This window comes from Bacillus sp. EB106-02-03-XG38, from assembly GCF_058792175.1.
Genome location: NZ_JBYTED010000001.1, coordinates 145,004 through 170,793 on the forward strand (window position 1 = coordinate 145,004; position 25,790 = coordinate 170,793).

At 33.6% G+C, this 25,790-nt stretch carries 25 protein-coding genes; 22 read left to right on the forward strand and 3 right to left on the reverse strand.

Annotated features, from left to right (window positions below; all coding sequences use genetic code 11):
- The first annotated feature begins 24 nt into the window (after window positions 1-24).
- Genes AC3WTI_RS00650 through AC3WTI_RS00665 form a run of 4 tightly spaced genes read left to right on the forward strand, consistent with a single transcriptional unit; the run spans window position 25 to window position 3,362 of the window.
- Window positions 25-798 (forward strand): ABC transporter ATP-binding protein, encoded by a 774-nt coding sequence (locus AC3WTI_RS00650; RefSeq protein WP_087959508.1) that lies wholly within the window; start codon window positions 25-27, stop codon window positions 796-798.
- Window positions 776-1,477 (forward strand): branched-chain amino acid ABC transporter ATP-binding protein, encoded by a 702-nt coding sequence (locus tag AC3WTI_RS00655; RefSeq protein ID WP_087959509.1) that lies wholly within the window; start codon window positions 776-778, stop codon window positions 1,475-1,477. The genes AC3WTI_RS00650 and AC3WTI_RS00655 overlap by 23 nt, the downstream gene beginning before the upstream one ends.
- A gap of 21 nt (window positions 1,478-1,498) precedes the next feature.
- A complete protein-coding gene (locus AC3WTI_RS00660; RefSeq protein WP_087959510.1) occupies window positions 1,499-2,359 on the forward strand; it encodes a branched-chain amino acid ABC transporter permease in 861 nt (286 codons plus the stop codon).
- Window positions 2,360-2,408: 49 nt separating this feature from the next.
- Entirely contained in the window at window positions 2,409-3,362 is a 954-nt protein-coding gene (locus AC3WTI_RS00665; RefSeq protein WP_142286546.1) for a branched-chain amino acid ABC transporter permease, read from the forward strand.
- Window positions 3,363-3,423: 61 nt separating this feature from the next.
- On the opposite strand, the gene AC3WTI_RS00670 is transcribed toward AC3WTI_RS00665, so the two are convergent.
- On the reverse strand, window positions 3,424-4,212 hold the full coding sequence (locus AC3WTI_RS00670; protein WP_097841843.1) for a LysR family transcriptional regulator: 789 nt from the start codon (window positions 4,210-4,212) through the stop codon (window positions 3,424-3,426).
- A 120-nt stretch (window positions 4,213-4,332) separates the two neighbouring features.
- On the opposite strand from AC3WTI_RS00670, the gene AC3WTI_RS00675 reads away from it, so the two are divergent.
- The 15 genes from AC3WTI_RS00675 (at window position 4,333) to AC3WTI_RS00745 (ending at window position 20,422) form a co-directional block, all read left to right on the forward strand.
- Window positions 4,333-4,881 carry a DUF4865 family protein gene (locus tag AC3WTI_RS00675; protein WP_087959513.1) on the forward strand — a complete coding sequence of 183 codons (549 nt, stop codon included), beginning with the start codon at window positions 4,333-4,335 and terminating at the stop codon, window positions 4,879-4,881.
- A 36-nt stretch (window positions 4,882-4,917) separates the two neighbouring features.
- Window positions 4,918-5,325 carry a tautomerase family protein gene (locus AC3WTI_RS00680; RefSeq protein WP_097841844.1) on the forward strand — a complete coding sequence of 136 codons (408 nt, stop codon included), beginning with the start codon at window positions 4,918-4,920 and terminating at the stop codon, window positions 5,323-5,325.
- Between the two features lies 1 nt (window position 5,326).
- Window positions 5,327-5,650 carry a carboxymuconolactone decarboxylase family protein gene (locus tag AC3WTI_RS00685; RefSeq protein ID WP_000980847.1) on the forward strand — a complete coding sequence of 108 codons (324 nt, stop codon included), beginning with the start codon at window positions 5,327-5,329 and terminating at the stop codon, window positions 5,648-5,650.
- 153 nt (window positions 5,651-5,803) lie between these two features.
- Window positions 5,804-6,241 (forward strand): MarR family winged helix-turn-helix transcriptional regulator, encoded by a 438-nt coding sequence (locus AC3WTI_RS00690; RefSeq protein WP_061676852.1) that lies wholly within the window; start codon window positions 5,804-5,806, stop codon window positions 6,239-6,241.
- Between the two features lie 89 nt (window positions 6,242-6,330).
- Window positions 6,331-7,386, forward strand: coding sequence for an LLM class flavin-dependent oxidoreductase (locus tag AC3WTI_RS00695; RefSeq protein WP_492304292.1), 1,056 nt, complete (start codon window positions 6,331-6,333; stop codon window positions 7,384-7,386).
- 616 nt (window positions 7,387-8,002) lie between these two features.
- Window positions 8,003-9,406, forward strand: a complete 1,404-nt coding sequence (cydA, locus tag AC3WTI_RS00700) for a cytochrome ubiquinol oxidase subunit I (protein ID WP_071757893.1) — start codon at window positions 8,003-8,005, stop codon at window positions 9,404-9,406.
- Entirely contained in the window at window positions 9,393-10,409 is a 1,017-nt protein-coding gene (gene cydB, locus AC3WTI_RS00705) for a cytochrome d ubiquinol oxidase subunit II (RefSeq protein ID WP_492304293.1), read from the forward strand. The genes cydA and cydB overlap by 14 nt, the downstream gene beginning before the upstream one ends.
- Entirely contained in the window at window positions 10,409-12,124 is a 1,716-nt protein-coding gene (gene cydD, locus AC3WTI_RS00710) for a thiol reductant ABC exporter subunit CydD (protein WP_087959517.1), read from the forward strand. The genes cydB and cydD overlap by 1 nt, the downstream gene beginning before the upstream one ends.
- 2 nt (window positions 12,125-12,126) lie before the next feature.
- Window positions 12,127-13,851: a thiol reductant ABC exporter subunit CydC gene (cydC, locus tag AC3WTI_RS00715; protein WP_087959518.1), complete on the forward strand. Its 1,725-nt coding sequence runs from the start codon at window positions 12,127-12,129 to the stop codon at window positions 13,849-13,851.
- Window positions 13,852-14,013: 162 nt separating this feature from the next.
- On the forward strand, window positions 14,014-15,147 hold the full coding sequence (locus AC3WTI_RS00720) for a hypothetical protein (RefSeq protein WP_098903463.1): 1,134 nt from the start codon (window positions 14,014-14,016) through the stop codon (window positions 15,145-15,147).
- Between the two features lie 120 nt (window positions 15,148-15,267).
- Window positions 15,268-17,829, forward strand: coding sequence for a glycosyltransferase (locus AC3WTI_RS00725; protein ID WP_097841846.1), 2,562 nt, complete (start codon window positions 15,268-15,270; stop codon window positions 17,827-17,829).
- Between the two features lie 19 nt (window positions 17,830-17,848).
- On the forward strand, window positions 17,849-18,979 hold the full coding sequence (locus tag AC3WTI_RS00730) for a DegT/DnrJ/EryC1/StrS aminotransferase family protein (RefSeq protein ID WP_087959521.1): 1,131 nt from the start codon (window positions 17,849-17,851) through the stop codon (window positions 18,977-18,979).
- Window positions 18,972-19,538, forward strand: coding sequence for an acyltransferase (locus AC3WTI_RS00735; RefSeq protein ID WP_087959522.1), 567 nt, complete (start codon window positions 18,972-18,974; stop codon window positions 19,536-19,538). The genes AC3WTI_RS00730 and AC3WTI_RS00735 overlap by 8 nt, the downstream gene beginning before the upstream one ends.
- A 127-nt stretch (window positions 19,539-19,665) precedes the next feature.
- A complete protein-coding gene (locus tag AC3WTI_RS00740) occupies window positions 19,666-19,887 on the forward strand; it encodes a hypothetical protein (protein ID WP_142286534.1) in 222 nt (73 codons plus the stop codon).
- A gap of 88 nt (window positions 19,888-19,975) precedes the next feature.
- Window positions 19,976-20,422 carry a DUF6376 family protein gene (locus tag AC3WTI_RS00745; protein WP_097841847.1) on the forward strand — a complete coding sequence of 149 codons (447 nt, stop codon included), beginning with the start codon at window positions 19,976-19,978 and terminating at the stop codon, window positions 20,420-20,422.
- Window positions 20,423-20,509: 87 nt separating this feature from the next.
- On the opposite strand, the gene AC3WTI_RS00750 is transcribed toward AC3WTI_RS00745, so the two are convergent.
- A complete protein-coding gene (locus AC3WTI_RS00750; protein WP_097841848.1) occupies window positions 20,510-21,511 on the reverse strand; it encodes a S66 family peptidase in 1,002 nt (333 codons plus the stop codon).
- Between the two features lie 188 nt (window positions 21,512-21,699).
- Here AC3WTI_RS00750 and AC3WTI_RS00755 point away from each other — a divergent pair, with 188 nt between their 5' ends.
- Complete coding sequence (locus AC3WTI_RS00755; protein ID WP_097841849.1) at window positions 21,700-22,653, forward strand: D-alanyl-D-alanine carboxypeptidase family protein; 954 nt, start codon at window positions 21,700-21,702, stop codon at window positions 22,651-22,653.
- Window positions 22,654-22,898: 245 nt separating this feature from the next.
- The gene (locus tag AC3WTI_RS00760; RefSeq protein ID WP_179861188.1) at window positions 22,899-23,501 is read left to right on the forward strand and encodes a nitroreductase family protein; all 603 of its coding nucleotides are present in this window, start codon (window positions 22,899-22,901) and stop codon (window positions 23,499-23,501) included.
- Between the two features lie 44 nt (window positions 23,502-23,545).
- Here the strand turns inward: AC3WTI_RS00760 and AC3WTI_RS00765 are convergent, their stop codons facing one another.
- A complete protein-coding gene (locus AC3WTI_RS00765) occupies window positions 23,546-23,716 on the reverse strand; it encodes a DNA mismatch repair protein MutT (protein ID WP_087959527.1) in 171 nt (56 codons plus the stop codon).
- A 696-nt stretch (window positions 23,717-24,412) separates the two neighbouring features.
- Here AC3WTI_RS00765 and entFM point away from each other — a divergent pair.
- On the forward strand, window positions 24,413-25,699 hold the full coding sequence (gene entFM / locus AC3WTI_RS00770; RefSeq protein ID WP_087959528.1) for an enterotoxin EntFM: 1,287 nt from the start codon (window positions 24,413-24,415) through the stop codon (window positions 25,697-25,699).
- Window positions 25,700-25,790: the final 91 nt, after the last annotated feature.

Here is a 25,790-nt window from a genome sequence, read left to right on the forward strand (position 1 = left end):
TAAAGCTTTAAAGGGAGGGATTTCGTGACACATTTGCTTGAAACGAAAAATCTTAGCGTATCTTTTGGTGAACATCATGTTATTAAGGATGTGAATGTAACAGTACAAAAAGGGAAGCTCATTTCCATTATTGGACCAAATGGTGCAGGAAAGACAACGTTATTTAATTTATTAAGTGGGCAAATTTCTCCAACACAGGGTGAAGTATATTTTAAAGGACAAGAGATTACAAAGTTATCAATTTCGGATCGAACTCGATTAGGAATTGGTCGTTCTTTTCAACTTACAAATATATTCCCAGAGTTAACGGTACTTGAAAATGTTCGATTAAGTGTTCAATCATTCGTGCAAGATTACTATAGTTTTTTTCCGAGTTCAGCAAAATTTAAGCAACAAGTTGGAGAGGCGAGACGTTTCTTAAAAACAGTATTACTTCAGGAAAAAGAACATGTATTAGCGAAAGATTTAGCACATGGGGAAAAACGAAAGTTAGAGCTTGCGATGTTATTAGCTTTAAAAACAGATGTGTTACTACTGGATGAGCCGACGGCAGGTATATCAGTTGAAGAGGTACCGGCTATTTTGCAAGTGATTGAAAATATAAAAAAACATCCAGAGAGTACAATTGTACTGATTGAACACAAAATGGATATGGTACTAGGTTTGTCAGACCATCTTATCGTTTTATTTCATGGAGAGCTATTGGCTGAAGGTTTGCCTGAAGAAATTATGAAAGATGAGCGTGTACAAAGTGCTTATTTAGGGGGATTATACAGTGGCACTATTACAAGTGAATAATATAGAAACGTATTTAGATCAGTTTCATATTTTACAAGGGGTTTCTCTTGCTGTTGAGAAAGGAACGATTACTGTACTGTTTGGAAGAAATGGTGCAGGAAAGACTACGACATTACGTTCGGTTATGGGATTTCACCATATCGCACAAGGTGAAATTTATTATGATCGTACACAAGTAAATGGATTATCTACACATTTAATTTCAAGAAAAGGAATAGGGTATGTGCCAGAAAATCAAGGTATTTTTCACGACCTGACAGTAGAAGAAACATTCGCTCTTGCTAGAGGGAAGGGAGAAGAAGCGGAAGAGAAAATCGAGTGGATGCTGGAATTATTTCCAGATTTAAAGCAGTTTTGGCACAAAAAAAGTGGGCTCTTAAGCGGAGGACAAAAGCAAATGCTAGCCATTTCAAGAGCATTTATTAATAGTGGTGGTTTATTACTTATTGATGAACCGAGTAAAGGCTTGTCCCCTATTATGATAGAAAAGTTAATGCTAGCCATTTTGAAAATGAAGGAGAAAACAACAGTTTTACTCGTTGAACAAAATTTTATGATGGCTAGTCAAATTGGTGATTACTTTTATATTATGGATAACGGAAAAATTGTTCATAACGGTTTTATGCATGAATTAAAAGAGGATAAGGAAATGTGTCACAAATATTTAGGAATCTCTTAACATGAATCCGAGGTGAGAAGGATGGATGTGTTAATCAATTTATTTGTAAATGGGATTTCAACAGGGATGCTCATTTTTTTATTAGCATCAGGTCTTTCACTGATTTTCGGTTTAATGAGCGTTCTAAACTTCGCACATGGTGGTTTATTTGCGTGGGGAGCGTTTACAGGAGTTTGGCTATTTAATATGACAGGTAGTTACGTATTAGCGTTAATTGGAGCAATAGCTATGGGAATGTTCCTTGGATTCATTTTAGAAAGATTCCTTATTAGACCGGTATATGGAAATCATGTTCGTCAGCTTCTTGTGACGCTTGGAGGAATGCTTGTACTTAGTGAATGTATTAAAGTATTTTGGGGACCTAATCCAATTGGTGCAAAATTACCGTTATGGCTACAAGGAAGTTTTACGTTTGGAGGCGTTATATTAATTAAATATCGTTTATTCGTTATTTTAATTGGGATCATCATTTACATTGCCTTACTAGTATTGCTCAAAAAAACAAAGATAGGTCTTATGATACGTGCAGGTGTAATGGATAAAGAGATGGTTCAAGCGCTCGGTATTAACGTAAAAGCAATATTTTCTTTCGTCTTTTTATTAGGAGCAGGGATGGCTGCCTTAGGAGGCTTCTTATTAGCACCGTATTCAGGCGTTATTTTCGCCGAGATGGGTATGCAGTATGCGATTTTAGCTTTCATAGTAGTAATCATTGGAGGGTTAGGAAGCGTACAAGGTTCAGCAATCGCTTCTTTAATTGTCGGATTAGCGGGTGCTTTTACAGCGTATTTTATACCGGATTTATCACTTGCAATCAATATGTTAATGCTACTGTTTTTCTTAATCGTGAAGCCAAATGGACTTGTTGGTGAAAAGGGGTGAAATGGTGAACAGCACATCAATTCGAATTAAAGTATACTTCGGAGTATGTATGCTCATTTGTTTAAGTGTATTTCCATTCGTAAATGATTCACGGAGCTTGTTAATTTTGTTCACTCAAATCTTCATCTTTGCTATTTTTGCAATGAGTTTTGATGTATTGCTTGGGTATACAGGGATTGTATCATTTGGTCATTGTATGTTCTTTGGAATAGGAGCATATGGCGTAGCGCTTTTATTTGATCGACAAGGAGTATCCATAACGAACTTTTTTATAGGGATAGTAGCTGCAATTATCATTTCAGCCATTGTTAGTTATATAATTGGTTTGCTTTCTTTACGGCTGAAAAGTCATTTTTATGCAATGTTAACACTTGCTATTTCACAGTTGTTTTTCGTACTTGCTGAAAAATGGCGTGGGCTCACTCACGGAGGAGACGGTTTTACATTTGGTGTACCAGACGTATTCCGTGATCGCTTTACGTTTTATTATGTAACACTTATATGTTTACTTATCATTTTTGTTCTGTTACGTCTTTTCACAAAATCTTCTATTGGAAAAGTATTAAAGGCAATTTCACAAAATGAGCAACGTGTGGAAGCACTAGGATATAAAGTTCTTCATTATAAAATTATTGCTAGTGTTGTTGCAGGAGTAGTAGCTGCGATAAGCGGTGGTTTATTTGTTATCACTTTACGCTTTGTTAATACAACTGTATTTTCAATTGAAATGACATTAAATGCATTATTGATGACGATGATTGGAGGCGTTGGAACGTTAATTGGAGCAATTGCTGGAGCTGGAATTATTGAATCCCTAAAATATTATTTATCAGAACTAGCTACAGAGTATCCGATTTTTGAACGATGGACAATTATTCTTGGTTTATTGTACATTATCGTATTGCTAGTTTTCCCGAAAGGATTAGTTGGCATGGTTAAGGGTCTGAAGAATATGAAACGGAATAAGAAGGAGAAAAGTGCAGAAGTGGAGCAAAACGTGTGAAAAATCGATTGTATAAAATATGAAAATCCCTCTTTTAGATTCGTAAAGGAGGGATTTTTTATTAATTAAATAATTCATCAGGGATTTGTTTTAAAGAGTTTTGATTTGTGAAAAAATGGATAGTTAATTTCTCAATTTGAACATCTTCAATTGGTACCAATTTATCATTATTAATCGGTAAAAAGGCTATCCCTTTTCCGTCCTGAATATACTCTTCCATAAGCGAATAAGAATCTAGTTGTTGAAGTTGACGCTGAGATAAATTATTTTCTTTTAGAAATTGAATGGTCTTATTTCTAAAAGGGCACTTTTTGTCATTGCTAACGAAGAAGAGTTCCTTTGAATAGTCAACGGTACACTTTTCTTTAACTTTTAATAAACCGATAGAAATTGAAGTGGCAAATACTTTTTTAAACGCTGTGTCCGGGTAATCCTCATAAGTAATGACCATATCAACTTTTTGTTGCTGCAGTAATTTTTGCAAATGACTACTATTTTCTACATATATTTGATAATTCCTGAAATTTTCTTTAATGCGCTTACTTACATAATTAGTCAAAATCGATTGTGACGTCGCAATTATATAAGAAGAACCACACATTTTAATTTTATCTTTCGCTTCTTCTACTAGCGTTAATATTTGATTTGTGTAGTCTAGTAAAATGTCACCAGAAGGTAACAACGAAACGCCTTTGTTATCTCTATGTAGTAAAGGTGTTTCTAATTCTAGTTCTAATTTTTTGATTCGCTCAGTTACGTTTGGTTGAACATATCCTAACTCTTTCGCAGCTTTACTAATAGAACCTTCGCTAGCTACAGTTTTGAATATAATAAGATCATTTATTTCCATTTATCACAGCTCCTTATAAGATATCATTATAAATGATACCAAGCATAAGTTATACCTATTTTACGTTAGCCAGTCATCGCTTTATCATTATGTATATAGGATAGAAAGTGAGTGATAAACATGATTGGAATGCAATATAAGGTCATTTTGCCGAAAGATTATGATATGGAGATTATTAGGAATAGGGTAAAGGACAATGGGCATAAAACTGATGGTTTTCAAGAACTAAATTTTAAAGCGTATTTAATTAATGAGGCAGGTAAGGAGGGGAATTTCTATAACTGTTATGCCCCTATATATGTTTGGAATGGCCATGAAGGAATGAATAAATTTATATTTGAAGGGTATTACGATAATATTTTACAATCTTTTGGATGGCAACAAATAAATATAGGTGTTCCATTCGTTGTTAATCTAAGTGATGATTTTAAAAAAAGTAAATATGCTGTTGAGTATACAGGGAGTATTTCTCAAAGTAATTCACTGAGAGAGACTCAATTAAACACTATGAATGAGAATGTACAAAACATAGAAAAATGTTTAGGAAATATAATCATTTATAATCCAGATAAATGGGGATATAGCCATATCAGGTTTTATAATGAAAAGCCTAATATAGTAACGAATAAAGATGTTACAGTATATGAGATTTTACACATTTCACGATGAAAATTTGTTGAAGTTTAAGAAAAGGAATGAAAATGTATGCCTTTTGTGAACGTTTATTATCATGAAAATAAATTAAATAAAGAAGAAATCAAAAAGATAGGTGAATGTATTCATCTTTCATTAATTGAACATTTTAACATCCCTGAAAATGATTATTTTCAACTGTTTTTATCTTACTCGCAAAATCACTTTTTATATAATCCATATTATTTATTAGAAAGAGGAGAAAAGAGAACAGAGAATATGATGTATGTTTCTATTACATGTGGACCGGGAAGAACGATAAAACAGAAAAGTGATTTGTATCAATCGATATCCTCGAAGGTTTCTGAATGTTCCGGAATAAAAAGTGCAGACATTTTTATTACACTAAATGAGACATCTGCAGAAAATTGGTCATTTGGTCAAGGGATGGCACAATTGGTAAAAGTGAAGGGGGAGTGAAATGATGAATGAATCCATTGAATATTGTATTCAAGAGAAAATGAGAGAAAAGGCACCTGCATTTGCTCATTATAGTGAAAAAATATTGTTCGAGGAAGTGTGGCGGGATGACACTTTAACATTAAGAGAAAGGAGTTTATGTACAGTGTCGGTATTAATCAGTCTTGGTAATACAGAACAATTACCATTTCATTTGCGACTGGCCAAACAAAATGGAATTAAAGAAAATGAAATGATTGCATTAATAACACATATGGCTTTTTATGTTGGTTGGCCCAAAGCAGTAGGCGCTTTACATATAGCAATGAATGACATGGAAAGTTAAGAATAACGATAAGAAAGAATTCATTTAAACATGAATTCTTTCTTATCGTTATTTATGCAATACTCTAATGAGATATTTTTCACTTTTTCTCTTGCTTTTTTATCACTTGCGTAGTAAAGTGATAGTAAGATTCACGATAGGAAGTGATCAAACATGCGTGATAATACGATAGGATCATTAATATGGTTACGTTTAATACGATTTACGAACCAAAGTAATCAGATGTCAAATGAATTTTTAAAACGTTTTGATTTAACGACTGCTCAATTTGATGTGCTTTTACAAATACGTACGTATCAACCACTAACGCAAATGGAGTTAGCTGAAAAGGTAACTGTTACACAAGGTGGTATTTCTCGAATGTTAACTCGTCTTGAAAAAGAAGGATATATAGTACGAAAACAAGATTGGAAAACGAAAACAATTAGTCTTACAGAGCAAGGGGAATCGGCCTTGGAGAAAGCATTGCCAGAGCAGCTTGCATTTCAATCTTCGTTTTTTGATGATGTATTAAATGAAGAAGAGCAGAAAATATTATATGAGCTAATGACGAAAGTGCATAAGCACAGTGAAAAAAAAGAATTACCGTAAGAGTAATTTTTTTTACAATATCAATTGACTAATCAAGTGAAAGCTAGTTGAATAAATTTAATACGACTTAATTAAAGGAGAGAGCAACTATGGAAAAATACCGTATGGATACAAGTAAAGGAATGGAGTTTGGATTATATTCGATTGGGGATCATGTTTTAAATCCGCATAACGGAGAGAAAATTAGTGCAGAACAAAGAATTCATGAATTAATTGAAACAGCTAAGTTAGCGGATGAAGCTGGACTTGATGTATTTGCTGTTGGTGAAAGTCATCAAACGCATTTTACAACGCAAGCTCATACAGTTATTTTAGGGGCTATTGCACAAGCTACGGAAAATATAAAAATTGCAAGTTCAGCAACGATAATAAGTACATCTGATCCGGTACGAGTATATGAGGATTTTGCTACAATTGACTTGATTTCTAATGGACGTGCAGAAATCGTGGCTGGTCGTGGATCTCGTATTGGGGGATATAGTTTACTTGGTTATGACGTGAATGATTATGAAGAATTATTTGAAGAGAAGATGGATCTGTTATTAAAAATTAATAACGAGGAACATGTAACTTGGAATGGACAGTTCAGAGCACCACTTGCACACGCATCGGTTATTCCAAGAGCGAAAAATAATAATTTACCAATTTGGCGTGCAGTTGGTGGCCCGCCAGCTAGTGCGATTAAAGCAGGACGTGCGGGTGTGCCAATGATGATAACAACACTAGGTGGTCCAGCTATTAACTTTAAAGGATCAGTAGATGCTTATCGTGAGGCTGCTGAGCAAAGTGGATTTAATCCAGCAAGCTTACCAGTTGCAACGACGAGTTTATTTTATACAGAAAAAAATTCACAAGATGCATTTAATGAATACTATCCTCATATTAATGCTGGTATGCTTACACTGCGTGGTGGTGGATATCCGAAACAACAATTTACAAATGCAGTAGATTATCGTGATGCATTAATGGTTGGTAGCCCGCAACAAATCATTGAAAAAATGCTTTACCAATATGAATTGTTTGGACAACAACGTTTTATGGCACAAATTGATTTTGGTGGTGTACCACTTAATAAAATTGAGAAAAATATCGAACTAATTGCTACTGAGATTTTACCGGCTATTAGAAAACATACAGCAAAATAATTACAAAAATACCGAGAGTCTAATCGATTCTCGGTATTTTTTTATGTATGAATTTAGTTTGAAAAAATGACAATAAAATGAATTTTTAGTCTAGAAAGAGGGAGTGGATTTTCTATTTTTGAATAACATTATTTCGTGTTTGAATTTTAGAAATACATTTTTCTCTTGACAAAAAAATCACTGATTTCTTCGTTGGTTAGAGGACATTTTTTTGCATGAAAGTCAAGTGTATGAAGAGAAAAATGATTATTTTATTGATGTGAAAGTAAGTCTTATATTAAAAAAATAAATTTTATTAATGAGAAAAATCTAATTCAAGAAAATGACAAAAGACATATTTCAGACAAAATGATGTCAATAATACGTCAAAAATCAGCTGAATTTACTATGCAGGTATATTATACAATTCGATTAACGGATAAAACACTACTGAAATAGTGAAAAGGTAAATTTTATGAGAAAGTTCTTTTGTAATTATCTTGAAAACTGAAAATTTATATTTTCTAAAAGTACATAAACAAATTTATCTTTCTATATTTCTAAGATTTGAGTTGTTTTATTCATACAACTCAATTGAAATTTCGATATAAAAAATTATGAAGGAAGTGATTGTAGTATGGAAACGCTCGAATTGGCACGAATACAATTCGCATCAACAACGATTTTCCATTACTTTTTTGTTCCGCTGTCTATTGGTTTAGCTTTTATCATTGCGTTAATGCAAACGTTATATGTGGTAAAGGGACAAGAAATTTATAAGAAGATGACGAAGTTTTGGACACAAATATTCCTTGTTAACTTTGCGGTAGGTGTAGTAACTGGTATTTTACAAGAATTCCAGTTTGGTATGAACTGGTCAACCTATTCACGCTTCGTAGGTGATGTGTTTGGTCCATCACTTGCGATTGAAGGTTTATTAGCATTTTTCATTGAGTCTACATTTTTAGGCTTATGGGTATTCGGTGAGGATAAATTACCGAAGCGCATTCACCTTTTATGTATTTGGCTCCTTTCAATTGGAACAATGTTATCAGCGTTTTGGATTTTAACTGCAAGTGCATTTATGCAATCGCCAGTAGGATATGAAATGGCAGCAGATGGACGTGCACAAATGAATGATTTCTTAGCGATCATTCAAAACCCACAATTATGGGTACAATTCCCGCATACAATTACAGCGGCAATTGCAACTGGTGCATTCTTTATTGCAGGTGTGAGTGCATGGAAAATAACGAAAGCTCAAGAAACTGAAGTGTTTAAAAAATCGTTCCGCATTTCTATCATTGTTGGAACACTTACAACTGCGCTAGTATTATTCTTCGGTCATGCGCAAGCACAACAATTAATTAAGACACATCCAATGAAAATGGCAGCAGCTGAAGCGTTATGGAATACGAGTGAAGATCCAGCGCCATTTACAGTATTTGCGAAAATTGATGCAGAGAAGCAAGAAAACTCGTTTGAAATTCAAATCCCTTATATGCTAAGTCTATTATCATTTGATAAATTTAGCGGTCAAGTAGAAGGGATGAATCAAATTCAAAAGCAATATGAAGAAAAATATGGGCCTGGAGACTATATTCCACCAGTACACACTATGTTCTGGAGTTTTAGAGCGATGGTAATGAGTGGAACATTTATGCTTCTTCTAGGAGCGTACGGATGGTTCTTATCAAGAAAAGATCGATTAGCTGAAAAAACTTGGTATTTAAAATTAATGGTGTATGCAATTGCACTACCGTTTATTGGTAATACAGTAGGATGGATTATGACTGAAATGGGACGTCAGCCTTGGGTAGTTTTCGGTGTTATGAAAACGGAAGATGCTGTATCTCCAAATGTTACGTTCGGAGAAGTATTATTCTCTTTAGTTTCGTTCACATCACTATATTTAATTATAGGTGGAATTACTATTTACTTATTCGTTCGTACTATTAAAGGACATGAGAATAAGAAAGCGAAACAGGATTCTCAAAGCCATGATCCATTTGATAAGGAGGATGAGTATGTTATCTCTTAATGAGTTGTGGTTTATCATTATTGCAGTTTTATTCGTAGGCTTCTTTGTACTTGAAGGTTTCGATTTCGGTGTAGGTATAGTTTCAAGGTTTTTAGGGGAAAACGATTTAGAGAAAAGAATTTACTTAAATACAATCGGTCCATTTTGGCACGCGAATGAAGTATGGCTTGTTTGTGCAGGTGGAGCTATGTTCGCAGCATTCCCGCACTGGTATGCAACTTTATTTAGCGGGTTTTACATTCCATTTGTATTTATGCTTCTCGCTTTAATTATTAGAGGTGTTTCCTTTAAATTCCGTGCGAAAATAGATAATCATAAATGGAAAGGTTTTTGGGATTGGGGTATGTTTTTAGGAAGTTTACTACCGCCTATCCTTTGGGGAGTTGCCATTGCTAATTTTATGGTAGGTATTCCAATTGATAAGACGAAAAATGCTGTAGGTGGATTCTTACAATTACTACATCCATTTGCATTACTTGGAGGAGTTATGTTCCTTCTGCTATGTATTGTTCACGGATTGCAATTCCTTACTATACGTACAACTGGTAAGTTAAGAGAACGTGCACGTATTGCCGCGTTGAAAATTGCGCCGCTTGCAATTATAGCACTTCTAATTTTTGCCGGTGTAGGGTTATGGAAAACAGATATATTCACTGGTCATGGTACAGAGTGGATTATGGTTCCGATCGGAGCTTTTGTAGCATTATGTGCGTCAACATTATTAAATAAAAGAAGAAGAGATGGTTGGGCTTTCGTTATGACGAGTTTAACAATCGTTTTACTAAGTGCGAGTGTGTTTGCCGGCATGTTCCCACGTGTCTTAATTAGCTCGTTAGGGTCAATATACGATTTAACAATTTATAATGCAGCATCGGGAGATTATGCACTAAAACTGATGACGTATTTTTCAATTGCTATATTGCCATTTGTTTTGGGAAGTCAAATATGGAGTTTCTATGTGTTTAGACAACCTGTTAAGTCAGATAAAGATTTGGAGTACTAATGAAAAGAAAAAGAGGACTTCCGTCGTATCCTGGTAGCCGAGTTTTATATGTAGTGTTAACAATCATTAGCATTTTAGAAGCTTTTAGTATTATTGCACAAACAGTGTTTTTAGCGAGGGCTATTACGTTTTTATTTCAAGGAGAAACAGTGCAATCTGTGTTAAATGAAACGGTTTATTTTGGAATCGCGTTTGCAGTACGTCACATGCTAGTTCGAGTATCGCAAATATTAGTAGAACGTTTCGCTGAAAAAACAGGATCGCTACTGAGAAAACAATTAATAGAGGCGTATTTCACATTAGGTCCACGGTATGTTCAAACTGTTGGAACGGGTCATCTGGTTACCTTATCGATAGAAGGTATTGAGAAATTTAAAACATATATCGAATTAACAATTCCTAAAATGATTAGAAGTAGTATCGTACCGGGACTAATTGTACTATATGTTTTTACGCTAGATATTGAGTCTGGAATCATTTTAGTTGTAACGATTCCTATCGTAATTATATTTATGATTCTACTCGGATTAGCAGCGCAGAAAATGGCGGATAGTCAGTATGAGACATATCGTGTACTTTCTAATCATTTTGTAGATACGTTAAAAGGGTTAGAAACATTAAAGTATTTAGGGAAAAGTAAACAGCATGAAGGAAAGATTGAAAAAGTAAGTAAAAGATATAGAAAAGCAACGATGCGTACTTTGCGAGTTGCTTTTCTTTCTTCTTTTGCATTAGATTTCTTTACGAGTTTATCAATCGCATTTGTGGCAGTCGGATTAGGGATACGCTTAATAGATGGGACAATTGTACTACTGCCAGCCCTTACAATTTTAATTTTAGCTCCGGAATATTTTCTGCCAATTAAACAAGTTGGAGCAAATTATCATGCTACGTTAGATGGACAACTGGCAATGGAGCAAATAGAAGAGATTTTACAGCAACAAAAAGAAATAGGAAAGAAAGAATCTAATGTAGACTTAACATGGAATTCAACTAGTAACTTGAAATTACAAGATGTAAAAGTAAAGAGTGATGAATCTGAAAAAGCTATATTAGAGGGAATTGATTTTACTTGGAAAGGCACTGGCGCTATAGGTGTAATTGGTGAAAGTGGGGCAGGGAAATCAACGTTAATCGACGTATTAGCAGGATTTTTAACTCCTTCAGCTGGAAAGATGATCGTAAATGGTGTGGAAATTGACGGGGCAACTCGAGAAGATTGGCAAAAGAATATTGCTTATATTCCGCAGCAACCTTATATTTTCCCGCTTTCATTAAAAGATAACATTTGTTTTTACGAAACAAATACAACGGATGAAGAAGTGGAAAGAGTTATTAATGAAGTTGGTCTACGTTCGCTCGTTACATCGCTTCCGAACGGGATGTACGAAAAAATTGGAGAAGGTGGACGTATGCTTAGTGGTGGGCAAGAGCAACGTGTTGCTATGGCGCGTGCACTTTTAAGTAAAAAACCAATTATTTTATTAGACGAACCTACGGCACATCTTGATATTGAAACTGAATTTGAAATAAAACAAGCGATGTTACGTCTGTTTGAAGGTAAGTTAGTATTTCTTGCAACGCATCGTCTTCACTGGATGAAACAGATGGATCATATTCTTATTTTAAATAAAGGGAAAATGATAGAAAGTGGAACGTATGAAGAGCTTTTAAAGAATGAGGCATTACATTTTCATAGGAAAGAGAGGGGATAGAGATGAGTAACTGGATTAAACCTTATATACAGCAAAATAAAGGTAGAATGACTGTAACTATTTTCCTTGGTCTTCTTGGAGTTAGTTCAGGTGCGATGTTACTTTTTATTTCAGGTTATTTAATCTCTAAATCTGCTCTTCGACCAGAAAATGTAATGGCTGTATATGTTCCTATCGTTGCAACACGTGCGTTTAGTATAGGGCAAGCGGTATTTCATTATTTAGAGCGTTTAGTTGGACACGATGTCGTATTACGCATATTAGAAAAAATGAGAACGAAACTATATAGAATAGTAGAACCGCAGGCGTTATTTTTCCGTTCACGCTTTCAAACGGGCGATATGTTAGGGGTGTTATCCGAAGATATAGAGCATTTGCAAAACCTATATTTACGTACAATATTTCCTAGCATATTAGCATTAGTTGTATATAGCATATTCGTACTTGTTATCGGTGCATTTGACGTAGTATTTGCACTTATTGCAGGCTGTATGTTAGCGATTATCGTCTTTCTTCTTCCAGTTGTATCATTACTTTTAATGAAGCGACATCATGTTACTTTAAAGCAAGGAAGAAACCGTTTGTATCAACAACTAACAGACGCTGTTTTTGGATTATCTGATTGGCAAGCAAGTGGTAGAAAAGATGAATTCATTGATAAATATGTAGAACAAAATGCGCAGTTGTTACAAACAGAAAAAAGAATGAAACGCTGGAATCATATTCGGGACAGTATCATTCAATTAGTAGTGGGGATTGTAGTTATTTCAATGATCATATGGACTGGAAATGAAGCTGCAAGTGAACAAATTGCACCTACCGTTATTGCGGCTTTCGTATTAATGACGTTATCTGTCACAAACGCGCTTATTCCTCTTTCAGATGCTATCGATCGTATTCCATCATATATAGAATCTGCTCATCGTCTAAATCAAATAGAAGGTAATGATGTTTTACATGATGAAAAGGAATTACATGGAGATAAAGATTATGCTGCATCAAAACATATAGACATTGAATTAAATAATGTATCGTATAGTTACCCAGATAGTAATGAATTCGTATTGAAAGAAGTATCACTACAAATAAAGGCAGGAAAGAAAATCGCCATTTTAGGAAGAAGCGGAACAGGGAAATCTACTTTGTTAAAATTGTTAACAGGTGCGCTAAGTCCGTTACATGGTGAAGTTTTATTAAATAGTGAACATGCTCATACGAATCTTTTATCAAAATATATTTCTGTATTGAATCAAAAGCCGCATTTATTCGATACGACAATTGGAAATAATGTACGAATCGGTAAACCAGAGGCTACGGATGAAGAGATATGGACAGCTTTAGAGAAAGCACAATTAGCTTCGCATATAGTTTCTCTTCCGGACGGATTGCAAACAAAAATGCATGAAATGGGAAAAAGGTTTTCTGGGGGGGAAAGACAACGGGTTGCTTTTGCTAGAACGCTCATGCAAGAAGCACCAATCATTGTACTGGATGAACCTACAATTGGCTTAGATCCAAAGACAGAGTTGTCTTTAATAGAAACAATGTTTTCTGCAACGGAAGAAAAGACAGTAATTTGGATTACGCACCACCTTGTAGGAATTGAACATGTAGATGAAGTTATATTCCTTGATCGTGGTCAAATTGTGATGCAAGGGAGTCATGAACAACTTCTGAAAGAAAATGAGAAGTATCGAAAGCTTTATGAGTTAGATAAAGGAATATAGTTTGAATAAATAATACTTGTAAAATAGCTACGCCTAATGGTGCAGCTATTTTTTTGTTTTGAAACAAACATTATATTATATTTTGTATTGAATTAAATATATATATGATCGTTACGAATGAAAAGTGAACTTCATATTATACATATAATGGAGGGGATGTACATGAATGAGCAGTATAAAATTATTGTTTTAAGTGATGAATTATCAGTGGATAGGATTCGAAATGCATTAGACAAAAATAAATGTAAAACAATAGTTCATGTTGTAAACGTTTCAGATATTGTTCGTGTAGAAAACGCTTTTCAATATATAATCATTTGGAGAATGGACGCAGAAAAACTTGCAAATGAATTGATAAATAGGGGCGTGCAAAGTACAAAAATTATAAATTTAACAAAATACATGTATGAATGGAAACATAAATTAATTTCTATCTATCAAATAAATCCAGATCTTATGTCTTTATACATTTCTATGAAAAAAGCAAAGAGTGATCCGACGTATGAATTGTTTGCTACCGGTTTGTCTTATCCGCATTGTGGCATAAGTACGGAGCTCCTCTCAAAAAAATCAATTAAATTAACACTTCCATCGCAAGATCTATACTATGATTATTTAATAGCGTCACAACTGCTATCAAACGATCATTCATTTCAATATTGTTTGATAGGAATAGCCTATTTCTCTTTTTACTTTGACATGTCGTTATCGTCTGAAGCATATAGAATTCACAAAGTATATTATCCATTGTTTCAAGACGGTCATCATACTGTAGTTCATACTCCTCTACCCATTGATGGATTCTCACATCTAGATACCCCGAAACCACTTTTTTCTCTTTTTAATTTGCATTTTGAATATATTTTATTAGACGAACTAAAAGATGAATCATTGATATTGCCCTGGATAAATGCTGAATGGAATACCACGCCTCTTCACATTCCTTTTGAAGAACACGGAAAAATAAGAGCAGCGTCGCATGCTAAATTATCATATCCTCATACTTTAGTTGAATATAAAACGATTTTCAAAAAATATTTAGAACTACTGTTAAAACATGATATAAAACCACTAATTGTTGTATTCCCTGTTACTTCACATTATTTCAATTGTAGTAGTAAGAAATTAAAAGAAGGTTTTTATAAAGTTATAAATGATTTTCAAACTCACTATTCTTTTCGGATTATTGACCTATTTGATTCACCATTATTTTGCGATGATGATTTTTATGATAGCGATCATATGAATAAAAAAGGTGCTAATAAAATGTCTGCGTTATTAAATATGTTTATTTAGGAACGAAAGGTATGATATTTTGTTTCATGTTTGCATAAAAGTATATAGGCTCCATACAGTTAAAGTAATGTGATTTTTGTGTCGCGTATATAAATAATATGCGAAGAGGTGAGAGAGTAAATGAGAACTCGAATGGAAAGAACTGAAGTGGTGGTAGATCAACTTCCATTGGTAAGTGTTTTAATTCCTACATATAATCGTCCTCACTACTTTGAAGAGGCATTATGTAGTGTATTAGAACAAACGTACCCTAATATAGAAATTATAGTTGGAGATGATAGCACGAATGACGAAACAGAAAAGGTGATACAAAAATACTTATGTAATCATTCAAATATTATTTATATAAAAAACAGGTCAACTCTCGGACAGTTTGAAAATGCTCTAATGTTATTTCATGAAGCGAACGGTGAGTATATAAATTTTTTAATGGATGATGATTTATTTCATGTAAATAAAATTGAAAGAATGATGAAGTATTTTTTCAATGATCTAGATTATGAAATTAAGCTTGTAACATCTCATCGTCAAGTAATTGATGATAAAGGAGAAGAACTACGTCATATTTATTCAACTGTTCGTTTATTTGAAGAGGATAAGATTATAGAGGGAACAGAATTAGGGAATAGGGTAATTGTCGATCAAAAAAATTATATTGGAGAACCGACAACAGTATTATTTCGTAAAAATGATTTACAAGAACCGTATGGAATTTTTGATAAGAGGAGGTATCTATGTAACGTAGATATAGCTTCATGGTTATCTTTATTAAGTAAAGGAAAAGCAGTATATATAGCAGAGACACTTAGTTACTTTCGATTACATCAAGATCAACAGTTAAATGAATCTAATAAAATGATGGATGGATTAGAAGATTTTTCACATAGTATTCTAGCAGGAGAAAAATATGGTTTCTTATCCAACGAAAAAGAGTTAGACAAAGCGATAACTAATTTTCTAGATTACGCAAGAAGGATAGTTCCATCATCGATATTATATACATTAGACTATTATCAAAAAATTAAAGAAAAGAAAATAAACATAGAAAAGAAAAAACAACATATAAATAATAATTCTCCTTTACCGAAAGTAAGCATACTTATTCCTGCGTACAATAGACCTTATTACTTGGAATTGGCACTCAATAGCGCTCTAAATCAAACATATGAAAATATTGAAATTGTTATTTCTGATGACAGTACAAATAATGAAGTCAATGCTATGATTCAACCGTATTTACGTGAATATGAGTGTATTACATATGTTAAAAATGAAACACCGTTAGTTGCTGAAAACTTTAATAAGTGTATAGAACTTGCGAACGGGGACTATATAAACTTTTTATTAGATGATGATTTATTTCATCATGAAAAGATCGAGAGAATGATGAAATACTTTTTGACGTTAGAAAATATTTCATTTGTGACGTCATATCGTGAACTAATTGATGAGAATGGAGAGATATTACCACCTTCAACATTGAATATGAAAATTGCGAAAGAAACTACACTTTTTGAAGGGAAAGAATTAGGGAATTACATATTAAAAAATTTAAAAAATATAGTTGGTGAGCCGACAACTGTTCTATTTAATCGAGATTTGTTTGAAGGGAAGTTTGGATATTTTAAAGGAAAGGCTTATTCTGCTATTAATGACATTGCAACTTGGCTAGATATGATGAGGAAAGGAAAAGTAGTTTATATACAAGAACCTCTTAGTTATTTTAGACAACATAGTGGACAAAATCAAAAACAAATGCATTTTATTTTAATGACAATTGAAGAATGGATTGAATTAATTATAGATGCGTATAATAGTGGATTTTTAAGTTCTGAAAGAGATTATAAAGAGAGCTTATCTTATTGCTTAGAAAATGCGGGATTTATAGTTAAGGATGCAGTAAGAAATGGTGAATTAGATCAAATTTATAATGAAAAGATAAAAAAAGGGTTAAACAAGCTAATTGCTCATATGTTTGAAAAAGAATCTTGTTATTGTCAATATTGCAATCAACAATTTGAAAAATTTTCACCTTGGCCAGCACATTACGATTTTCCGAAATATAAATTTGAAATGTGGAATAAAGATACAGGGATATGTCCAGTTTGTAGTTCAATGGATCGTGAAAGGTTGTATCGTGCGTACATTGAAGCGGAAACGGACTTGTTAAGTAAAAAATATACAATGCTTCATATTGCACCTGAAGCAAAGGTAAGAGATTGGTTTAACGAGTATAGAAATATTACTTATGTATGTGGGGATTTAGAACCAAAGGACCCATTAATGAAGGAAATTGATGTTACAAGCATTACATATGATAGTAATATTTTTGATGTAATTTTATGTAGCCATGTATTAGAACACGTTCTTGATGATGATAAAGCAATGCGAGAGTTATATAGAGTTTTAAAGCCAAATGGATGGGGAATTATTCAAGTACCAATCGTAATGAATGTAGATTCTATTATAGAGAATGAATTAATTGTAACACCACAATTGAGGAAATTAGCTTTTGGTCAAGAGGATCATGTGAGAATATATAATCAATCGGGATTCATTCAACGATTAATGAATGCAGGATTTAAGGTGGAATTATATAACATAGCTGAAAGACAAGGAATGAAAAGTGCTAGGAAATTTGGATTATCCGAAACAGATATGCTCTATATTGTCCGAAAATGATAGGAAGGAATAGATAGATATGGAGAATATTCCTTTTTTACGTGCTTCAACTGTACCTGTAATTGAGTATTTGGAAGAATTGAAGGAAATTGATACATCTCATATATATACGAATTATGGACCTATAAATCAACGTTTTGAGGAAACGATTATGTCGGATTTTTTTCAGAACAGTGGAGCTGTTACAACAGTAGCAAACGCAACGTTAGGGTTAATGGCGGCCATTCAACTTAAGAAAAGAAAAAAAGGAAAGTATGCCCTCATGCCTAGTTTTACATTCCCTGCGACTCCATTTGCAGCTATTTGGTGTGGATTGGAACCTTATTTTATTGATATTTCAATAGATGATTGGTATATGGATAAAACAGTACTTTTGGATAAGATTGAAGAATTAAAAGAAGAGGTTGCGATTGTTGTCCCGTACGCAACGTTTGGATCATGGATGAATTTAGAAGAATATGAAGAATTAGAGAAGAGGGGTGTTCCGGTTGTTGTAGATGCGGCACCGGGATTCGGATTAATGAATGGAAGTATGCATTACGGTCAGGATTTTAGTGGTATGATCGTATATAGCTTTCATGCAACAAAGCCGTTCGGAATTGGTGAAGGAGGGCTCATATATAGTAAAAAGGAAGAAGATATACAACGTATTAAAAGAATGGGGAATTTCGGATTTGATAAAAATCGTGAATGTACGATGATGGGGTTTAATTGTAAAATGTCTGAATATGCAGCAGCTATTGGGATTGCGACTATGAAAAAATGGGATCAAAAATTACAAGAACGCACCCGTATTTCTGAATGGTATAAACAATTGTTACAAAGTAATGGATTAATGAAAAAAGGATGGCAAGTCCAAAAGACAGAAGCGGTTATTCAACAATTTATGCCAATTCTTTGTCCAGAAGAAGTTTGTAACATACAAGTAATAGAAGAACTAAAAAAACAGAAAATAGAAGCTAGATTATACTTTTCACCATCATGCCACCAACAAGTTTTTTTTAGAAACTATAAGTCTACAGATTTAATAAAAACAAATAAAATAGCTAAAAGAATAGTAAGTTTACCCTTATGGGAGGGAATGACGAAAGAAATAGTAGAACAAATTGTAATCTGTTTAGGGGAGAAGGTGGTATCGGCAGATGAATAGTTTTTATAGTCAAGAAGAACTAAAGAAAATTGGATTTTTATCTGTTGGGAAAAATGTATTGATCAGTAAAAAAGCGAGTATATATAATCCGGGCACTATATCAGTTGGTAATAATGTAAGAATTGACGATTTTTGTATTTTAAGTGGCAAAATCACAATTGGAAGTTATTCGCATATATCAGCTTATGTAGCGTTATATGGAGGAGAGGTTGGGATTGAAATGCATGACTTTGCAAACATCTCAGCTAAAACAATCGTATATGCAGTACTGGATGATTTTAGTGGGAATGCATTAATGGGGCCAACTGTCCCGAATCAATATAGGAATGTGAAAACAGGAAAAGTTATTTTAAAAAAACATACGATTATTGGTGCTAATTCTATTGTTTTCCCAAATGTAACTGTTGGCGAAGGCGCGGCAGTCGGCGCGATGAGTATGGTAAAAAAAAGTTTAGATGATTGGTATACTTATGCTGGAATTCCCGCAAGAAAAGTAAAATCTCGACAAAAAAATATACTAGAGTTAGAAATTGATTTTTTTAAAAACATTAATTCTTAACAGAAAAGAATTAATGTTTTTTATTTATATGAAAGAGCAGGGTGTATCTTAACTTATTATGTTTTAAATTTTGCTGACCAAGGCAATACTGAGGCATAGTGAATGTAAAGTTGGAGGGCGAGAGCGTATGTTTGATGAGGATGGGATTGTTTTAATTATGGAACCAGCTGATGAAAGAAACTTGAGAAGATTTATTCTTTCAGTGCCAAAGTCAGTTTACGAAAAGAAGGGGCTTACATTACAATATGGGGCAGCTATAGGACAAGGATATATGGATATAATTGAAGATATTATTAGCGTACATATAGAAATAGATGTTGTAACAATAATAGGGCATGTGAGAAGTTAAATAGCTATTTGAAAAAGGTTGTAGGTGATTTAGCTAGAAGTTATGATAAAGAAGATTACAGACAAGTATAAGGCGAAGGGAGTCTAAAATGAAAATCAAATCAATTTTATTAGTATGTATAGTTTCAATTGGTTTAATGGGATGTTCACTAGTAGAGCAAGGAAAGAACTCCATAGATTATGCTCAACAAGCGACAGACTATGTAAATGGAATAAGTGCATTTGCAAATGATGCGCCAGCATTAGCTGAAAAAGCCGTTAATGATAGCGAAGCTCGAAAAGAGTTAGAAACGAAGCTTAGTGAAATTAAACAAGATATACCCGCATTCAATGAATTAACGCCGCCTGATGTAGCAAAGGATCTTCATCAGCAAATCGTCGGATATAACGAAAAGTTAAATACATTAATTGATACGGCTATGACGAAGATAGAAGAAGGAAAAGTGAATGTAGAAGAGTTTAAAAACTCTGAGCTTATGCAGACAGTAGATCAAGTTCGTGAATTGAAAGACAAGGTTCAAAATTTAGGACAATAATAAAAAAGGCTCCGTGATGAACGGAGCCTTTTTTTGTTTCTTAATGGAAACGTTTATACTATTTTCTTCTTATAATATAGGCGTCCTTTATATCTTCCATTTTTCTAAAATATGTATTGTTTTATTAGTTACATCCATGTTCATTTGAACACCTATAGGCAAAGTAATCATTGGATGAGTATGACAACAATCAAAGTCAGCAAGTAAAGGAATTCTTTGATTTTGCAGTACTTCTAATAATATTTCGTAAGGTTTGCGATTTGTACCACAATCATCAAATTGCTCATGTTTTCCAAGAATTATACCTGAAACTTTATCAAATACACCGTTAATTTTAAGTAATGAAAAGCTTCTTTCAATAGTAGCTGCATTTTTTGAGCTATCTTCAATAAATAAAATATCGCCTTCTTGAATGCTTGGCATATAAGGGCTACCGAAAATTCCTTCTATTGTATTTAAGTTCCCACCAATAATACGTCCAGTAGCTTGTCCATTTGTTACAGAAATCCAATTGTTGGGTCTGCGTTCTTTTTCTTTCGTCTTCTCTTCCCAATTAATAAATTCATCTGACCAAAATAAAGGCGGTTTTATGTTGTAAGGAAGTGCTTGATCATGTAGTAATGTTTCTGCAAAATAGTTGTATGTATCATCTACAAAAGGCTCAAATTCTCCAAAAGAGGGAATGAGTGCAGGACCGTAAAATGTAGGAATTCCTGTTTTTGCATAAATTCCTAGTAGTAAAGCTGTTGCATCTGAATAGCCAATTATTATTTTAGGGTTATTTTGAAAAGCATCATAATCGATATAGGGCAATAAGGAATTAGAATTCATACCGCCAATTGTTGACATAATACAAGCTATATTAGGATTTCTTATTAAAGCATTCAGTTCCTCAGCGCGCTCTTGTATACTGCCAGAACGATAATAATCATATCGACCTGTTAGTGAACCTTCTAATATGTGAAATCCTTTCTGTTGTAAGTAAGATTTCGCTCGTTCAAATCTTTTTGGAGAAGTATAGGTTGCTGGTGAAGAGGGTGAATAAATGCCGATTGTGTCCCCGTATTGTAAGGTTTTTGGAAGTAGCATTGTAAGAATCCTTTCTATTATATAGTTACTTTACGATGATTAATCATTTAATATTCTTATATTTCGGTATTTCCAGTGTAACATAACTGTATTATATGAATAAATATGCTTTTTACCTTGACGGTATAAAGTAATTATTGTTATGGTTAAACGTGAGTGTATAAAAGGTTTGCTAAAGGAGTTTTGAAATGAAGCGGTTAAAATGGGGAAGGCTGACAATCCTAGTAGTCATTATTTTAGGGATATGTTGGTTCTTATTCCAAGGAACTCAAAAGGGTGCAACAAAAATAGAGGGACAACCTTTACAGGTGGCAGAACTACCTAAAACAGGATTAGCTGAAAAAGTAGTTCCACCAAAGTACATACCACCGGAAATTGATGCAAAAGCAGCTATGATTATTGATGCGAGTAATGGAGATGTTATTTATCAACATAATGAGAATGAAGCTTTTGCACCAGCAAGTATGTCTAAGATGATGACAGCCTATCTTCTATTAGAAAATGTACACAATGGAAAAGTTCGCTGGGAAGATCCGGTGAAAATGAGTGCGAAAGCGGCACAAACAGAGGGTGCGAGAATCCCGGCCCAAGTTAATGACACATTAACTGTTAAAGATTTGTACCATGCGTTAATGATTGAATCGGCAAATAATTCGGCTGTGGCTTTAGCAGAACATATGGCAAAAACAGAGAAAGATTTCGTTCAGCTTATGAATGAAAAAGCAAAGCAGTTAAAAATGTCGGAGTATGCTAAATTCGCAAATGCATCAGGACTACAAGAACCTGATGGAAGTGAGACGAAGATGACAGCTGCTGATGTAGCAAAATTGGCTTATAATCTTATAAAAGATTATCCAGAAATATTAGAAGTGACACACTTGCGTCAAAGTCAGTTAGCATTTAACAATATTAATGTTATAAGTACAAATGATATGTTAAACAAAAATAATAAAGCTTTATATATAGAAGGAATAGACGGATTAAAAACAGGATTTACAGATAGCGCGGGGTATTGTTTCACAGGTACAGCAAAAAAAGGTGATACCCGTATTATTACAGTTGTTATGGGAACGAAAGGTAAAACGAAGCGTTTTACAGAGACGAATAAGCTAATGACTTATGCATTTGGTTTAGTTAATTAAGTAAAATATTGGGTTGAATCTTCATTTAAGAAAGGCAATTTGTTGTTACTTATTATTAGTAACAACAAATTGCCTTTTTATTTTTAGCGTTAGGAAGTGAAAAGGTAAAAATATGAGTGTTATCATTTGAGTTTATTATAGTTTGTTGATATTCTAAAGTTAGAAACTTATTAATGATAAGTTTTAAGGGGCGTAATATGATGTGTACATATGAAAAAGCCTCAAATGAAAAATTGGAGGGAATTATGATGGCAAAAGATTTTTACTCAGCAATTGAAGACAGAAGATCTATTTACGCGATTAGTAAAGAGCAAGTAGTTTCTGATGAGAAAATTCAAGAAGTGATTTATCATGCTGTAAAACATACACCTTCAGCTTTTAACTCTCAGAGCGCCCGCGTTGTCGTCTTACTAGGAGAACAACATGATAAGTTATGGGATATTACGAAAGAGACGTTACGAAAAATTGTACCTGAAAATAATTTTGCATCTACTGAAGAAAAAATGAATGCATTTAAAAGTGGTTATGGAACGGTTTTATACTTCGAAGATAGTCAAGTAGTGGAAGAACTACAAGAAAAATTTTCCTTATATAAAGAGAATTTTCCAATTTGGTCTCAGCAATCGTCAGGAATGTTACAATTTGCAATTTGGACAGCTTTAGAAATTGAAGGATTCGGTGCTACATTGCAGCATTACAATCCATTAATTGATGAAGAAGTGAGAAAAGAATGGGAAGTTCCAGAAAGCTGGAAACTTACTGCGCAAATGCCGTTTGGCAAACCAGTGGTACCTGCAGGTGAAAAAGAATATCAACCTTTAGAAAATCGCGTGAAAATTTACAAATAATGTGAAAATATAAAAGGTGAACAGGGGTACGACCTGTTCACCTTTTATAAGTAATAAGGATTTTTTTGATAGAAATTTTTCATCTTATTTTTTAATTTGTTTTTACGTGTTTCAATAGTTGATATTTTTTGTAAGGTGATAATGGAAACGAATTGAAAAAAAGCATAGTACAGTTCTATATTTTTATGGATAGGATCATCTATTATATTTTTCATAAATATACCTCCTTTTTTATCTTACTATTTGTGGTCAATAAGACTCTCATCTTAAAATTCAATGCACCGGACTTTTAAAAGTTCGATAGATTTCAGTGCGGGGGAAAATTGTATGAATTTAAAACACTACTATATATATGATAATACAAATATCCTGCAAATTCCATAGATAGTGAAAAATGGGTAGTGGAGTGTTTATTTTCGTCAAATTAGAACAGAATTTTTGAAGTTAAATCTTACAAATTGTCAAATCTTTTGAAAGTGAAAGATAGTATCAAAAATAGTTTTCTAAAAATATTATACTATTGATAAAAAAAGCATTTTTTGTCATGATAAGAGTATACTTCATGTGAGGGGATCTATTAGTAAATACATTCTTTGCTTTGTATTAGATTAATAGAGTTTTTCCGAGTGGATAGGAAAATATATATTAAGATAACGAATGAAATGTCGAATTTTCAATGAAATACATAAGGAATTTGAAAAATGCATTGCAAAAACAGTTAGTTTAATGGTAAAGTTCACATGAAGTTCACACGGATTTCACTTCATTCGTTTAAAATGAACTCTGTGTGAAAAATAAATCTCTTGTTAAAAAATGGAACTTAATGAATATTTTACTTTGATAATATTGTAATGTATTAAGTTTATAAGTTTTTTTAAGAGGATAGTAGGGAAAGGAAGTAAAGACAACTTATGAAAAAAGTAATTGCAGGTTTAGCAGCAGCTTCTGTAGTGGGTGTTGCAGTTCCAGGTATGGATTCTGCTCAAGCACAAGTTTCAAACGAAGCGCTAAAAGAAATTAATGGACAAAATCAAACTCAAAATCAAACGACTGTAACTGAAACAAAAACTGTAGAAACAAAATCTGATTTAAAATACACAGTAACTGCTGATGTATTAAATGTTCGTTCAGGTGCTGGTACAGGACATAACGTGATTTCTAAAGTGAAATCAGGTCAAGTACTGCAAGTAATTGGACAAGAAAACGGTTGGTTCAAAGTAACTGTAAACGGTCAAACTGGTTATGTAAGTGGTGACTTCGTAACGACTGGTGGTAAAACAGGAACTACTGTTCAACAAGGAACTGGTACTTACACAGTAAACGTTTCTTCACTTAACGTACGTACAGGCCCAAGTACATCTCATACAGTATTAGGCTCTGTAAATAAAGGTAAAACAGTACAAGTTGTTGGTGAAGTACAAGATTGGTTTAAAATCAACTTCAATGGTGGAACTGGATACGTAAGCAAAGACTTCGTAACAAAAGGTGGTTCTGCTGTATCTAACCAAACACAACAACCAACTACAAACAACAATACTACTACAGTTCAAACTGGTGGTTCTTATGTTGTTAACACTGGTGCTTTAAAAGTACGTACAGGCCCAGCTACATACAACGCTGTAATCGGTGGCGTAACACAAGGTAAAGTATTAAACGTTACTGGCGCTGAAAATGGTTGGTACAAAATTAACCATAACGGCCGTACAGGTTACGTAAGTGCAGACTTCGTTAAGTTTGTAAAAGGCGGAGTAAACAACGTTACAAATAACAATAACGTTACAAATAACGTTCAACAACCAGGTAAAGATGTACAACAACCAACAACAGGTGGAAATACATCTTCAATTGCTGGATTCGCTAGATCTTTAAATGGTTCACCATACAGAACTGCTGGTACAACACCTGCTGGTTTTGACTGCAGTGGATTCATTCACTACGTATTAAATCAAACTGGTCATAAAGGCGCTCGTCAAACAGTTGCTGGATACTGGAGCTCTAAAACAAAAACTAGCAATCCACAACCAGGTGATTTAGTATACTTCCAAAATACTTATAAATCAGGTCCTTCTCACATGGGCGTTTACTTAGGAAACGGTCAGTTCATTAGTGCAGAAACTGATGCAACTGGTGTACGTATTAGTTCTGTAAGTAACTCTTACTGGAGCAAGCACCTATTAGGTTACACAAAAGCATACTAAGAAAAAGTAGTTATATACTTTTCGTATAGAGAAAAGGCTTTCCAGGGAAACTTGGGAAGCCTTTTTATAGTTGAATAAATTGGGAATGTAG

Coding starts and splice junctions, on each gene's coding strand:
- AC3WTI_RS00730 (WP_087959521.1), top strand. CDS start 17,849: ATGGAGAATATTCCTTTTTTACGTGCTTCAACTGTACCTGTAATTGAG.
- AC3WTI_RS00750 (WP_097841848.1), bottom strand. CDS start 21,511: ATGCTACTTCCAAAAACCTTACAATACGGGGACACAATCGGCATTTAT.
- AC3WTI_RS00665 (WP_142286546.1), top strand. CDS start 2,409: ATGCTCATTTGTTTAAGTGTATTTCCATTCGTAAATGATTCACGGAGC.
- AC3WTI_RS00695 (WP_492304292.1), top strand. CDS start 6,331: ATGGAAAAATACCGTATGGATACAAGTAAAGGAATGGAGTTTGGATTA.
- AC3WTI_RS00720 (WP_098903463.1), top strand. CDS start 14,014: ATGAATGAGCAGTATAAAATTATTGTTTTAAGTGATGAATTATCAGTG.
- AC3WTI_RS00670 (WP_097841843.1), bottom strand. CDS start 4,212: ATGGAAATAAATGATCTTATTATATTCAAAACTGTAGCTAGCGAAGGT.
- AC3WTI_RS00685 (WP_000980847.1), top strand. CDS start 5,327: ATGATGAATGAATCCATTGAATATTGTATTCAAGAGAAAATGAGAGAA.
- AC3WTI_RS00660 (WP_087959510.1), top strand. CDS start 1,499: ATGGATGTGTTAATCAATTTATTTGTAAATGGGATTTCAACAGGGATG.
- AC3WTI_RS00745 (WP_097841847.1), top strand. CDS start 19,976: ATGAAAATCAAATCAATTTTATTAGTATGTATAGTTTCAATTGGTTTA.
- cydA (WP_071757893.1), top strand. CDS start 8,003: ATGGAAACGCTCGAATTGGCACGAATACAATTCGCATCAACAACGATT.
- AC3WTI_RS00675 (WP_087959513.1), top strand. CDS start 4,333: ATGATTGGAATGCAATATAAGGTCATTTTGCCGAAAGATTATGATATG.
- entFM (WP_087959528.1), top strand. CDS start 24,413: ATGAAAAAAGTAATTGCAGGTTTAGCAGCAGCTTCTGTAGTGGGTGTT.
- AC3WTI_RS00765 (WP_087959527.1), bottom strand. CDS start 23,716: ATGAAAAATATAATAGATGATCCTATCCATAAAAATATAGAACTGTAC.
- AC3WTI_RS00760 (WP_179861188.1), top strand. CDS start 22,899: ATGATGGCAAAAGATTTTTACTCAGCAATTGAAGACAGAAGATCTATT.
- cydC (WP_087959518.1), top strand. CDS start 12,127: ATGAGTAACTGGATTAAACCTTATATACAGCAAAATAAAGGTAGAATG.
- cydD (WP_087959517.1), top strand. CDS start 10,409: ATGAAAAGAAAAAGAGGACTTCCGTCGTATCCTGGTAGCCGAGTTTTA.
- cydB (WP_492304293.1), top strand. CDS start 9,393: ATGTTATCTCTTAATGAGTTGTGGTTTATCATTATTGCAGTTTTATTC.
- AC3WTI_RS00725 (WP_097841846.1), top strand. CDS start 15,268: ATGAGAACTCGAATGGAAAGAACTGAAGTGGTGGTAGATCAACTTCCA.
- AC3WTI_RS00690 (WP_061676852.1), top strand. CDS start 5,804: ATGCGTGATAATACGATAGGATCATTAATATGGTTACGTTTAATACGA.
- AC3WTI_RS00735 (WP_087959522.1), top strand. CDS start 18,972: ATGAATAGTTTTTATAGTCAAGAAGAACTAAAGAAAATTGGATTTTTA.
- AC3WTI_RS00680 (WP_097841844.1), top strand. CDS start 4,918: ATGCCTTTTGTGAACGTTTATTATCATGAAAATAAATTAAATAAAGAA.
- AC3WTI_RS00755 (WP_097841849.1), top strand. CDS start 21,700: ATGAAGCGGTTAAAATGGGGAAGGCTGACAATCCTAGTAGTCATTATT.
- AC3WTI_RS00740 (WP_142286534.1), top strand. CDS start 19,666: ATGTTTGATGAGGATGGGATTGTTTTAATTATGGAACCAGCTGATGAA.